11 protein-coding genes are annotated in these 11,911 nt (G+C 67.6%); 5 read left to right on the forward strand and 6 right to left on the reverse strand.

Annotated elements, in window-relative coordinates; translation table 11 throughout:
• Positions 1 to 38: 38 nt before the first annotated feature.
• The 4 genes from FHS98_RS03710 to purM are packed head-to-tail and all read right to left on the reverse strand — an operon-like array spanning position 39 to position 2,707.
• On the reverse strand, positions 39 to 662 hold the full coding sequence (locus FHS98_RS03710) for a hypothetical protein (protein WP_167099962.1): 624 nt from the start codon (positions 660 to 662) through the stop codon (positions 39 to 41).
• On the reverse strand, positions 659 to 1,036 hold the full coding sequence (locus FHS98_RS19035; protein ID WP_167099965.1) for an MmcQ/YjbR family DNA-binding protein: 378 nt from the start codon (positions 1,034 to 1,036) through the stop codon (positions 659 to 661). Before FHS98_RS19035 ends, FHS98_RS03710 begins: the two co-directional genes overlap by 4 nt.
• Positions 1,033 to 1,608 carry a phosphoribosylglycinamide formyltransferase gene (gene purN, locus FHS98_RS19040; RefSeq protein ID WP_167099968.1) on the reverse strand — a complete coding sequence of 192 codons (576 nt, stop codon included), beginning with the start codon at positions 1,606 to 1,608 and terminating at the stop codon, positions 1,033 to 1,035. The genes FHS98_RS19035 and purN overlap by 4 nt, the downstream gene beginning before the upstream one ends.
• A complete protein-coding gene (gene purM, locus FHS98_RS03725) occupies positions 1,601 to 2,707 on the reverse strand; it encodes a phosphoribosylformylglycinamidine cyclo-ligase (protein WP_167099971.1) in 1,107 nt (368 codons plus the stop codon). The genes purN and purM overlap by 8 nt, the downstream gene beginning before the upstream one ends.
• Before the next feature lie 61 nt (positions 2,708 to 2,768).
• Between purM and FHS98_RS03730 the strand changes: the two genes are divergently transcribed.
• The 4 genes from FHS98_RS03730 to FHS98_RS03745 all read left to right on the forward strand — a co-directional run bounded on the left by FHS98_RS03730 (position 2,769) and on the right by FHS98_RS03745 (position 8,534).
• Entirely contained in the window at positions 2,769 to 4,061 is a 1,293-nt protein-coding gene (locus FHS98_RS03730; RefSeq protein ID WP_167099974.1) for a heavy-metal-associated domain-containing protein, read from the forward strand.
• Positions 4,058 to 4,666: an HdaA/DnaA family protein gene (locus FHS98_RS03735; protein ID WP_167099977.1), complete on the forward strand. Its 609-nt coding sequence runs from the start codon at positions 4,058 to 4,060 to the stop codon at positions 4,664 to 4,666. The genes FHS98_RS03730 and FHS98_RS03735 overlap by 4 nt, the downstream gene beginning before the upstream one ends.
• A gap of 22 nt (positions 4,667 to 4,688) precedes the next feature.
• Positions 4,689 to 6,941 carry an RNA degradosome polyphosphate kinase gene (locus tag FHS98_RS03740; RefSeq protein ID WP_208401928.1) on the forward strand — a complete coding sequence of 751 codons (2,253 nt, stop codon included), beginning with the start codon at positions 4,689 to 4,691 and terminating at the stop codon, positions 6,939 to 6,941.
• Positions 6,942 to 7,028: 87 nt separating this feature from the next.
• A complete protein-coding gene (locus FHS98_RS03745; RefSeq protein WP_167099979.1) occupies positions 7,029 to 8,534 on the forward strand; it encodes a Ppx/GppA family phosphatase in 1,506 nt (501 codons plus the stop codon).
• A 6-nt stretch (positions 8,535 to 8,540) separates the two neighbouring features.
• Here the strand turns inward: FHS98_RS03745 and FHS98_RS03750 are convergent, their stop codons facing one another.
• Positions 8,541 to 8,837 (reverse strand): I78 family peptidase inhibitor, encoded by a 297-nt coding sequence (locus tag FHS98_RS03750; RefSeq protein ID WP_167099982.1) that lies wholly within the window; start codon positions 8,835 to 8,837, stop codon positions 8,541 to 8,543.
• Entirely contained in the window at positions 8,827 to 10,002 is a 1,176-nt protein-coding gene (gene rnd, locus FHS98_RS03755; RefSeq protein ID WP_167099985.1) for a ribonuclease D, read from the reverse strand. The genes FHS98_RS03750 and rnd overlap by 11 nt, the downstream gene beginning before the upstream one ends.
• Positions 10,003 to 10,101: 99 nt before the next feature.
• Here rnd and aspS point away from each other — a divergent pair, with 99 nt between their 5' ends.
• The gene (gene aspS / locus FHS98_RS03760) at positions 10,102 to 11,883 is read left to right on the forward strand and encodes an aspartate--tRNA ligase (protein ID WP_167099988.1); all 1,782 of its coding nucleotides are present in this window, start codon (positions 10,102 to 10,104) and stop codon (positions 11,881 to 11,883) included.
• The last annotated feature ends 28 nt before the right edge of the window (positions 11,884 to 11,911 follow it).

The following is an 11,911-nucleotide window of genomic DNA, read 5'->3' on the forward strand; positions in this document are numbered from 1 at the left end:
TTTCCAAGGGCTCTCGCGCCGGACTGGCGGGGGAGCCCTTATTTCTTGGGCTTGCCCGCCCGCGCTTCCCACAGCGCCGCCAGGCGCAGGTCCGCCGCCGCATCCGATGCCGGCGCCTTCCCGATCAGCGAGAGCCCGCGCAGCTTCACCGAAGCGCCGCGCAGGAAATGCCCCTCCAGTGCATAGCCGATGTCGTAGAAGGCGCGCGCCTTGAGCGCGGTGTCTCCGGCCAGATATTCCGTCTCGATCATCACCGGCACGCGCTCGTCGCCCTGCGTCTCCTCGGGAAGCTGACGGCTGTGGCGGTCGTCCTTGAGCGCGCTGGCGAACCAGCTTGCTTCGATTCGCGTGTCGCTGGTGGTCGATACCGGCGAGAGCTTGAACGAAGGCGGGAAGCGCAGCGTCTGGCCCTGGATGACATGATCGGTGCCGACCGGGCTCAAAGCGAGCGTCGACCCGTCGGCAGACGTGCCCGCCCGGAGGTGGAAGGGCGTGGGCGCGGTGGCGCGGCTCGCCTCCGCGGCCTTTTCGGCGCGGGCCTCGCGGCGATCCTGATAATTGTTCCAGAGCCCCAGCCCTGAGATGATGACCGCCGCCACGGCCACCGCCTCGCCCAGCGTCACCCAGCGCAGCCGGCTGCGGCGTTTCGTATCGTCGGTCATCGTCCGAATTGCTCCCTCAGGCGGGGGGTGGCGGCGAGTGTCCAGCTTTGTTCGATCCGCGCCCCGATCTGATCCCAGTCGGTGGCCTCGACATCGAGGCGCAGGCCGATCCAGCCCGAGGGCGCGAGATAGGCGGGGCGATAGAAGAGATCAGGCTCCACCTCGACGAGCATCGCCTGCTCCTCCGGTCCGCTGGTCTTCAAAGCGACCGCCGTGATGCCGTTGCCATGGTGGTTATGGATGAACCAGGCGAAGGTCTTGCCCTTCTCGATGAAGAAGACGGGCATCCCGTGCGACACCTTCTCCTGCCCACGCGGCTGGCTCATGCAGAGCGTGCGGAGGCGGGCGAGATCGGCGTCGGGATCGGGGCTCACAACGTCCTCACAAGCTCCGCCAGAGCGAGCGGATAGAGGCGATGTTCCTCCACCAGCACGCGCGCCGCAAGGGTGTCCGGCGTGTCGCCCGGCAGGATCGGCACCTCGGCCTGCGCGAGGACCGGGCCTTCGTCCAGCCCGGCCGTCACGAGATGGACCGAGCAGCCATGCTTCGCATCGCCCGCCTCGATGGCGCGCGCGTGCGTGTCGAGGCCCTTGTAGAGCGGCAGGAGCGAGGGATGGATATTCACCATCCGCCCGGCCCAGCCCTCGACGAAGCCCGGCGAGAGCAGGCGCATATAGCCCGCCAGCGCCACGGCCTCGATGTCATGCGCGCGCAGTTCGGCGTCGACGAGGGCGTCGAACTCGGCGCGCTTCAGGCCCTTGTGGCTCTTCGCGAAAGTCGCGACGCCGGCTGCTCGGGCGATATCGAGCCCGGCCGCGTCCTCGACGTTCGAGACGACGAGCGCGATCTCATAGGGGCAGTCCGCCGCACTTTGAGCGTCGAGCAACGCCTTGAAGTTCGAGCCGCGCCCGGAGATCAGGACGGCGACGCGCTTGCGATCAGCCATGGTGCGTGGCGGACCAGGCTTCGCGCTTCGCCCATGTCTCTTGCCCGCCCGAGACGGTGCAGCCCTTCTCGCCGGCCGCGATGTGGCCGATGCGGTGGACCGTCTCGCCCGCCGCTTCGAGCGCCGTGGTCACGGCCTCGACGTCCGCCGCCGCCACGACGACGGCCATGCCGATGCCGCAGTTGAAGGTGCGCGCCATCTCTTCCGGCTCGATCCGGCCCTGCGCCTGGAGGAAGGCCATCAGCGGGCTCTGCGGCCAGGCGTCGGCGTCGATATGGGCGTGGAGACCCTGCGGCAGGACGCGCGGGATATTCTCCAGCAGACCGCCGCCCGTGATGTGCGCCAGCGCGTGGATATTGCCGTCGCGGATCACCGGGAGCAGCGATTTCACATAGATGCGCGTCGGCGCCATCAGCGCGTCGATCAGCAGCGTCTCGATGTCGAACGGCGCCGGGCGATCGAGCTTCCAGCCCTTGTCGGCGGCAAGGCGGCGGACCAGGGAATAGCCGTTGGAGTGCACGCCCGTCGAAGCAAGGCCGAGGATCACGTCGCCATCGGCCACCTTGTCGCCGGTGAGCTGCTCGCCACGCTCGACCGCGCCGACGCAGAAGCCCGCGAGGTCATAGTCACCGTCGGCATACATGCCCGGCATCTCGGCCGTCTCGCCGCCGATCAGCGCGCAGCCTGCCTGCTTGCAGCCTTCCGCGATCGAGGCGACGACGCGGACGGCGACATCGCCCTCCAGCTTGCCGGTCGCGAAATAGTCGAGGAAGAAAAGCGGCTCGGCGCCCTGCACGACCAGATCGTTGGCGCACATCGCAACGAGATCGATGCCGACGCCATCATGATGGCCGCTGTCGATCGCGAGCTTGAGCTTGGTGCCGACGCCATCGTTGGCGGCCACCAGCAGCGGATCCTTGAACCCTGCCGCCCTGGGATCGAAGAAGCCGCCAAAGCCACCCAGCTCGGCGTCCGCGCCGGGGCGTCGGGTGGATTTCGCCAGCGGCCCGATCGCTTTCACGAGGGCATTGCCCGCTGCGATGGAAACGCCGGCCTTGGCGTAGGTGTAGCTCTCGGTCTGATCGGGCGTGTCGGTCATGCGGCGTGCGGTAGCGACATCGCGCTTGGATTTCCATGCCCAACCCGCCAGAAGGACCAGCGTGACGTCGCTTGCTCTCTCTTCGCTTCGCCGCCGACCGTGGCCGCCGATCCTCCTCGCCGCCGTGCTGGCGGGGGGAGCGAGCTGGTACGCCTATGCCCAGCTCGCGCCCGGAGATCGCGGCGTACCGCCGATCGACAGCTCGTCGAGCTATGAGGTGACGGGCGTTCAGGTGGACGTGGCCGGCCGCACCGCCGACGAGGCGCGGACCGCCGCGTGGCGGATGGCCCAGCGCAAGGGCTGGAAGATTCTCTGGGCGCGGATGCATGGGGCGAGCCCCGATCAGGCGCCCGGCGTTCCCGATTCGACGCTCGATTCGATCGTTGCAGGCATCGAAGTGGAGAGCGAGCAGGTCGGCCCGCATCGCTATATCGCGACGCTGGGCCTGCTGTTCGATCGTGGCCGCACTGGCGAACTGATCGGTGGTGGCACGTCGACCCCGCGTTCGGCGCCGATGCTGGTGATCCCGATCCAATATGGCGGCGGCGGGGAGCAGAGCTTCGAGTCGCGCACCTCGTGGCAGAAGGCGTGGGCGCGCTTCCGCACGGGTTCGAGCGCGGTGGATTATGTGCGGCCGGTGGGCACGGGGGCGGACCCGGTGCTACTCAACCTCGGCCAAAGCCGCAGGCCGGGGCGGACCTGGTGGCGGATGCTGCTCGATCAATATGGCGCTTCCGACGTGGTTGTGCCCGAAGTCTATCTGGAGCGTCGCTATCCGGGCGGACCGATCGCGGCGCGCTTCGTGGCGCGGCATGGGCCGGACGGCGAGGTGCTCGGCACCTTCACGCGGATCGCGTCCGGCACGGGCGATCTGGACCATATGCTCGACGAAGGCGTGAAGCAGATCGATGCGCTCTATGTGAACGCGCTGGGCCACGGCCAGTTGAAGCCCGATCCGTCGCTCTCGATCGAGGAGCCGGAGGCGCCCGCCGCCGATCTCATCCCCGATGATGCCGCCGATCCGCTCGCCGCGATCGTGGAGGATGTCAGCACCGCGCAGGCAGCCCAGTTCACCGTGCAGGTCGAGACGGCCGACGCGGCGACGCTGGATCAGGCACAGGCCGCGCTGCGGGCGGTCGCGGGCGTGCGGCAGGCGACGGTGGCGAGCCTCGCGCTCGGGGGCACGTCTCTGTTGTCGGTGGGCTATGCGGGCGAGATCGGGGCGCTGAGGGCGGCGCTCGCCGCGCGCGGCTGGAAGCTGGAGGGCGAGGGGGCGACGCTGCACATGCGGAAGGGAGGGGCGTCCTCGACGCCGGCTTCCGCCACGTCACCGCCTGCCCAGCCGAAACCATGAACCAGATCGCGCTCCCGCTGGATTGGCCGGAAGGCGAGCGCGACGACGAATTCATCCTGTCCGATGCCAATGCCGCGGTTGCGCGCCATCTGGAGCATTGGTCGCTGTGGCCCGTGCCGGTGACGATCCTGACCGGCCCGCGCAAATCCGGCCGGAGCCTCGTCGGCCGGCTGTTCGCGCGCAAGACGGGCGGGCGGCTGCTCGACGATGCCTGGCGCGCCGACGAGGAGACGCTGTTCCACGCCTGGAACGCGGCGATGGAGACGCATCGCCCGCTTTTGATCGTCGCGGACGCGCCGCCGCCGGAATGGGCCGTCTCGCTGCCCGATCTCGCCTCGCGTTTCACGGCGACGCCGCGTGTGGCGATCCAGCCGCCGGACGATGCGCTGATGACCGCGCTGCTCGAACGCGGGCTGGCGCGGCGCGGCCTGCCCGTGCCGCCGACGCTCACCGCGTGGCTCTCGGCGCGCATCGAGCGGACCTATGTGGGGATCGTCAGCGCGATCGACGCGCTCGATCGGGCCGCGCTTTCCCGCCAGCACAGGCTGACCGTGCCGCTTGCACGGGATGCGCTGATGCAGGCCGGCGTTATCGACGCCCGGTGAAGGCTGGGCTAATCTGCGGCGCATGAGCGCGATGAACGACCTGCCTGAAACCCAGACCGATTCTCCGATCTCCGAGGTGGAGCCGATGATGACCGCCGATATCGCGCGGGCCGTGGCCGATGCCCAGAGCCTCCACGAGGAGGCGCAGCTCGCCGAACCGGTGGCGCCACGCGAGCGCTATTTCAATCGTGAGATTTCATGGCTGGCCTTCAACGAACGCGTGCTGGACGAGGCCTGCAACCATGCCCATCCGCTGCTGGAGCGGCTGCGTTTCCTCTCCATCTCGGGCAATAATCTCGACGAGTTCTTCATGGTTCGCGTGGCGGGCCTGCGCGGGCAGCAGCTCAACAGCGTCGAGCAATTGTCCGCCGACGGGCTCACCCCGACACAGCAGCTCGACGCGATCGAGGCGAGCGCCGATGCACTGATGCGGCGACAGCAGGTGGTGTGGCGCACGCTGCGGCATGAACTGGCCGAGCAGGATTTCCACGTCCTCTCCAACGACAGCGTGCCCGCCGAGGATGCGCCCTGGCTGGAAACGCATTTCCGCGAACAGGTGCTGCCGGTTCTGACACCGCAGGCGCTCGACCCCGCGCATCCCTTCCCGTTCATCCCGAACAAGGGCTTCAGCCTGATCTTCGATCTCAAGCGGCTGTCGGACGGGGAGCCGATTCGCGAGTTGCTGATGGTCCCGCCGACACTGCCGCGCTTCGTGCGCCTGCCGGGCGGGACGGCGCGCTATATCGCGGTCGAGACGCTGATCCGCCGCTTCACCGCTTTGCTCTTCCCCGGCTATGAGGTGCATGGCGACGGCGCGTTCCGCATCATCCGCGACAGCGATATCGAGATCGAGGAAGAAGCCGAGGATCTCGTCCGCTTCTTCCACTCCGCCATCAAGCGCCGCCGCCGGGGCCGCGTCATCCGTCTGCGCCTTCAGGCGGGAATGCCGCTGGAGCTGGAGGAGCTGGTGTCGGATGCGGTCGGGCAGGGGGCGCTCGTGTCCGAGGCTTCCGGCTTCCTCGGCGTCGCCGATCTCGAAATGCTGGTCGAGGAGAACCGGCCGGATTTGAAGTGGCCACCCTTCACGCCGCGTTTTCCCGAGCGAATCCGGGAACATGGGGGCGATTGCTTCGCCGCGATCCGAGACAAGGATATCGTCGTCCACCACCCTTATGAAAGCTTCGAGGTGGTGATCGCCTTCCTCAAGCAGGCGGCGCTCGACCCGGACGTGGTGGCGATCAAGCAGACGCTGTATCGCGCCGGCAAGCAATCCGCGATCATCCGCGCGCTGATCGACGCGGCGGAGGCAGGCAAGTCGGTCACGGCCGTGGTGGAGCTGAAAGCGCGCTTCGACGAGGAGCAGAACATCCTCTGGGCCGCACAGCTCGAACGCGCGGGCGTGCAGGTGGTCTATGGCTTCATCGACTGGAAGACCCATGCCAAGATATCGATGGTGGTCCGCCGCGAGAACGGCACCTTCCGCACATACTGCCATTTCGGGACCGGAAATTATCATCCGGTGACGGCGAGAATTTACACCGATCTCAGCTTCTTCACGGCCGATCCTCGCGTGGGGCGTGATGCGGCGCAGGTGTTCAACTACATCACCGGTTATGTCGAGCCGCATGATCTGGAACTGGTGACGATCTCGCCTCATGGGCTGCGCGAGCGTCTCGCCGATCTGATCGATGCGGAGATCGATCATGCCCGCGCCGGCCGCCCGGCGACGATCTGGGCGAAGATGAACTCGCTGGTGGACCCGGCGCTCATCGAGAAGCTCTACCGTGCGAGTGCCGCGGGCGTGCAGATCGACCTCATCGTGCGCGGCATCTGCTGTCTGCGGCCGGGCGTTCCGGGGCTCTCGGAGAATATCCGCGTGAAGTCCGTGGTCGGCCGTTTCCTGGAGCACAGCCGCATCATGTGCTTCGGCAATGGCGAGCCGATGCCGAACCGCAAGGCCAAGGTGTTCATCTCCTCGGCCGACTGGATGCCGCGCAACTTCGATCGCCGCGTCGAATATATGCTGCCGATCGAGAACCCGACGGTCCATGCGCAGGTGCTCGATCAGGTGATGGTGGCGAACCTCATCGATACCGAGCAAAGTTGGGTTTTGCGATCCGATGGAAGTTATGATCGGATCACGGAATCCGGCGGCAAGCCATTTAATCTCCATCGTTATTTCATGACGAATCCTTCGCTTTCGGGGCGCGGGGCGGCGTTGCGGAAATCGGACAGCGTGCCGCGCCTGAAGCTGCGGCGGGGTGGCTCCAATTGATATCGCGATGATTCGTCGGCGAAACGATGCGAAACCGGGGCAGGCGGCCTTTGCCGGCGGCCTGTTTCCCGCTAACGCCGGCGCGCCATGAAGCCCGGCTATCTTTTCCGCTCCACCGCCAGCAGGGGCGCCGATCAGAGCGGCGGCCGCGTCGGCATCATCGACATCGGCTCGAACTCAATTCGCCTCGTCGTCTATGACGGGCCGATCCGCATCCCTTCGATCCTCTTCAACGAGAAGGTGATGGCGGGGCTCGGCAAGGGCCTGGCTTCCACCGGAATGCTCGATCCGGCAAGCGTGGAGCGGGCCTTCGTCGCGCTCGATCGTTTCCGGCTGGTGGCGGAGAAGATCGGCGTGGCCAGCCTCCACACGGTCGCCACCGCCGCCGTGCGGGACGCCACGAACGGCACGGATTTCCTCGCGCGGGCGGCTGGCATCGGCCTCGATGTCAGCGTGCTGACGGGCGAGGAGGAAGCCGAGATGGCGGGGGAGGGCGTGATCGCGGCCTTCCCCGACGCGGACGGCATCGTCGGCGATCTGGGGGGCGGAAGCCTCGAACTCGCACGCGTCTCCGGCGGGAAGGTGCGGGAGCGCGCCTCCTTTCCGCTCGGCGTGTTGCGGGTGGCGGAAATCCGGGGCCGCGGCCCGCGCGCGCTCCGCACGGTCGTCGAGCATCGCTTGCAGGAGACGGGCTGGAGCGGTCGCGGCAAGGGGTTGCCCTTCTATCTCGTCGGCGGATCGTGGCGCGCTCTGGCGCGGCTGTTGATGCACACGACCGGCTATCCGCTGCCGATCGTCCATGGCTACACCATGCCGGTGACCACGGCGCAGCGGGCGGTCCGTGCGCTGGCGCATATCGACAAGGCCAAGCTCAAGGAAATCCCGCAGCTTTCGTCGTCGCGGGCAGGCTCGCTGCCGGATGCGGCGGCGCTGCTGGCGCTGGTTTCGCGGGAACTGGGATCGAGCCATCTGGTGGCGTCGGCCTACGGCCTGCGCGAGGGCGTTCTGCACAGGAACCTGCCGCCCGACGTGCGCGATCTAGACCCCCTGATCTGCGCGACTCGGGAAGAAGGGCAGCGCCTTGGCCGGTTCCCCGAGCATGGAGACCTGCTCGACCGCTGGATCGCGCCCCTCTTCTCGGGCGAGAGCGCGGCCGACGCCCGTCTGCGCCATGCGAGCTGCCTGCTGGCCGATGTGGGCTGGCGCGCGCACCCCGAGTTCCGGGCCGAGCGTGGTCTGGAGACGGCGCTGCACGGCAATTGGGTCGGCGTCGATGCGCGGGGACGTGCGATGATGGCGCAGGCGCTGTTCAGCAGCTTCGGCGCGGACGGCGAGCCGCCGGTGGTGCCCATGCTCGTTTCGCCGGAAGACCGACAGGTTGCCGTCCGCTGGGGCCTCGCCATGCGGCTCGGGCAGCGTCTGTCCGGCGGCGTGGCAGCCCCACTTCGCACGAGCGCCCTGCAGGTGAAGGGATCGACGCTGAGCCTTCGCCTCGCAGCCGGAGATGGCGCGCTCTATGGCGAGGCGGTGGAGCGGCGGCACAAGACGCTGGCCGCCGCCTTCGGCCTCCGGGCGGAGATGGTGGAAGGCTGAGGCCGATCAGCCGCAGTTGAGGCGGCTGATGACCTGATGCTCGTCGACCGTGATGGTCAGGCGATCGGGGCGGAAGTCCATCGTCATCGCCTCGCCCGGCCGCACGACGCGGACGCTCTTCGCGCCCGACGCACGGCGCGCGCCTTCGATCGCACCGCCGCCGCCGCCATGGCCGAGATAATGCTGCGCCGGCTCGTTCCGGCAGATATGACGGGCGGCGGGGCCATGCTCGCCACGCATCTCGACCGGGGTGCAGCCGGCGAGGGCGATGGTCGCGAGCAGCAGGGCGGCCTCACTCCGCATCGTTCATCCGCATCATGCGCAGCTTCCCGTTCTTCACCGCGAAGCCCATCCGGCCCTCGACCAGATCGAGCGCATCGCGGCCGAACTGCTCGAAGCGCCATCCATCGAGGATGGCGAGCCCGTCGCGCCTGCCGGCGGCGAGCAGTTCCAGCTCGTCGGAGCGGGCGATCAGGCGCGGTGCCACATCGGTCTCCTTCGAGCGGATCTTGAGCAGCAGCTTGAGCAGGTCCGCCACCAGCGCGCCGTCCTTGCCGAGGCCGGGCTTGCGATCCTCGCGGGCTGGCAGTTCGTCGTCGGACATCGGCGTCGAGGCTTCGAGCGCGCCCATCAGGCGGTTGCCGATGTCGTTCGACGCCCAGCTTGCCGAAAGACCGCGGACGCGTGCCAGATCCTTTTGCTCGCGCGGCGGATGGCTGGCGATGTCGGCGAGCGTCTCGTCCTTCATGATGCGGCCGCGCGGCAAATCCTTGCCCTGCGCCTCGCGCTCGCGCCATGCGGCCAGCGCCTTGAGGCGGCCCAGCACCTCGGGCTTGCGGCTCGGCACCTTGACGCGCTGCCATGCCTGTTCCGGGTCGTTGACGTAGCTGGACGGATCGCCCAGCCGCTCCATCTCCTGATCGAGCCAGTCGCCGCGGCCGGTCTTCTTCAGCTTCTCCAGCAGGCGCGGGAAAATCTGGATGAGATAGGTAACGTCGCCGATCGCATAGTCGATCTGGCGCTTGTCGAGCGGGCGGCGCGCCCAGTCGGTGAAGCGGGCGCCCTTGTCGAGCTTCACGCCCGTCCAGCTCTCGACCAGATTCGAATAGCCGACCTGCTCGCCCATGCCGAGCGCCATGGCGGCGATCTGGGTGTCGAACAGCGGATACGGCGTCTTGCCGGTCAGATTGTGGATGATCTCCAGATCCTGCCCGCCGGCGTGGAAGACCTTGAGCACATCCTCGTTATTGACCATCAGGTCGAGGAGCGGGGTCATGTCGAAATCCGGCGCCATCGGATCGATCGCGGCGGCTTCGTTGCTGTCCGCGATCTGGATCAGGCAGAGTTCCGGCCAGTAGCTGTTCTCGCGCATGAACTCCGTGTCGATCGCCACATAGGGGCTTTTCGAAAGGCGGGCGCAGAGATCGGCGAGCGTCTGGCTGTCGGTGATAAGCGGGTGAATAACCATGATGCTTCCATAAACAGACCGTCGCGCCTTGACAAAGAGGGTACGGACACGGAAGCGCTCGCCCTCAATCTTTTCCCGCCGAATACGGATAGCACGATCATGCACGCCTATCGCACCCACACCTGCGCCCAGCTCCGCGCCAGCGACGTCGGGCAGACCGTCCGGCTCTCCGGCTGGGTGCATCGCAAGCGCGACCATGGCGGCGTGTTGTTCGTCGACCTGCGCGATCATTACGGCCTCGTCCAGATCGTCGCGGATTCGGACAGCGAGGCGCTCAAGCTGCTGGAGTCGCTGCGTGCCGAGAGCGTCGTCACCATCGACGGCGTGGTGGAGGCCCGCGCCAGGGAAGCCGTGAACCCCAACCTCGCCACCGGCGAGATCGAGGTGCGCGCCAAGAGCGTGATCGTCCAGTCGGCCGCCGCCGAGCTGCCGATGCCGGTCGCCGGCGAGGCGGAATATCCCGAGGATGTCCGCCTGCGTTACCGCTTCCTCGATCTGCGCCGCGAGACGCTCCACGCCAACATCGTGAAGCGCACCCAGATCATCTCGGACATGCGCCACCGCATGGAAGGCGAGGGCTTCACCGAATATTCGACGCCGATCCTGACGGCCTCGTCGCCCGAGGGCGCGCGCGACTTCCTCGTGCCGAGCCGCATCCATGCCGGCAAGTTCTACGCGCTCCCGCAGGCGCCGCAGCAGTACAAGCAGCTCCTGATGGTCGCGGGCTTCGATCGCTATTTCCAGATCGCGCCCTGCTTCCGCGACGAAGACCCGCGTGCCGACCGTCTGCCGGGCGAGTTCTACCAGCTCGATCTGGAGATGAGCTTCGTCACGCAGGAAGACGTGTGGAACACGATGGAGCCGGTCATCGCTGGCGTGTTCGAGAAGTTCGCGGATGGCAAGCCGGTGACGCCCGCCGGCAGCTTCCCGCGCATCCCCTACAGCGAGGCGATGCTGAAATACGGCTCGGACAAGCCGGACCTGCGCAATCCGATCACCATCACCGACGTCACCGACCATTTCCATGAATCGGGCTTCGGCATCTTCGCGGGCATCGTGGCGGGCGGCGGGCGCATCCGCGCGATCCCGGCTCCGGGCGCGGGCGCCGGCAGCCGCAAGTTCTTCGACGACATGAACGTCTGGGCGCGCGACGAGGGCTATTCGGGCCTCGGCTACATCAACATCAAGGATGGCGAGCCGGGCGGCCCGATCGCCAAGAACCACGGCGCGGAAGCGACCGCCAAGCTGATCGAGGCGCTCGGCCTCGGCCCGAACGACGGCGTGTTCTTCGCGGCGGGCGCGGAGAATGTGGCGGCCAAGCTCGCCGGCCTCGCCCGCACCCGCGCGGGCGAGCAGCTCAACCTGATCGACAAGGATCGCTTCGAGCTGTGCTGGATCGTCGACTTCCCCTTCTACGAGTGGGACGAGGACGAGAAGAAGGTCGAGTTCGCGCACAACCCCTTCTCGATGCCGCAGGGCGGGCTCGAGGCGCTCAACTCGCAGGATCCGCTGTCGCTCAAGGCGTTCCAGTACGACATGGTCTGCAACGGCTATGAGATCGCCTCGGGCTCGATCCGCAACCAGTCGCCGGAAACCATGGTCAAGGCGTTCGAGCTGGTGGGCCTCAGCCAGGCAGACGTGGAGGAGCGCTTCGGCGGCCTCTATCGCGCGTTCCAGTATGGCGCACCGCCGCACGGCGGCATGGCGGCCGGCGTCGATCGCATCGTGATGCTGTTGTGCGGCGCCCAGAACCTGCGCGAGATCACGCTGTTCCCGATGAACCAGCGCGCTGAGGATCTGCTGATGGGCGCGCCGTCGCCGGCGATGATGAAGCAGCTCCGCGAACTGCACATCCGTGTGGTGGAGCCCGTCAAAGCCTGACGAATCGGGCTGTACCGTGGCGGGACGT

Origin of the sequence: Sphingomonas oligoaromativorans, assembly GCF_011762195.1 — a bacterium.
GTDB lineage: Bacteria > Pseudomonadota > Alphaproteobacteria > Sphingomonadales > Sphingomonadaceae > Solisphingomonas > Solisphingomonas oligoaromativorans.

Coding starts and splice junctions, on each gene's coding strand:
- FHS98_RS03710 (WP_167099962.1), bottom strand. CDS start 662: ATGACCGACGATACGAAACGCCGCAGCCGGCTGCGCTGGGTGACGCTG.
- purN (WP_167099968.1), bottom strand. CDS start 1,608: ATGGCTGATCGCAAGCGCGTCGCCGTCCTGATCTCCGGGCGCGGCTCG.
- purM (WP_167099971.1), bottom strand. CDS start 2,707: ATGACCGACACGCCCGATCAGACCGAGAGCTACACCTACGCCAAGGCC.
- FHS98_RS03735 (WP_167099977.1), top strand. CDS start 4,058: ATGAACCAGATCGCGCTCCCGCTGGATTGGCCGGAAGGCGAGCGCGAC.
- FHS98_RS03740 (WP_208401928.1), top strand. CDS start 4,689: ATGAGCGCGATGAACGACCTGCCTGAAACCCAGACCGATTCTCCGATC.
- FHS98_RS03745 (WP_167099979.1), top strand. CDS start 7,029: ATGAAGCCCGGCTATCTTTTCCGCTCCACCGCCAGCAGGGGCGCCGAT.
- FHS98_RS03750 (WP_167099982.1), bottom strand. CDS start 8,837: ATGCGGAGTGAGGCCGCCCTGCTGCTCGCGACCATCGCCCTCGCCGGC.
- rnd (WP_167099985.1), bottom strand. CDS start 10,002: ATGGTTATTCACCCGCTTATCACCGACAGCCAGACGCTCGCCGATCTC.
- aspS (WP_167099988.1), top strand. CDS start 10,102: ATGCACGCCTATCGCACCCACACCTGCGCCCAGCTCCGCGCCAGCGAC.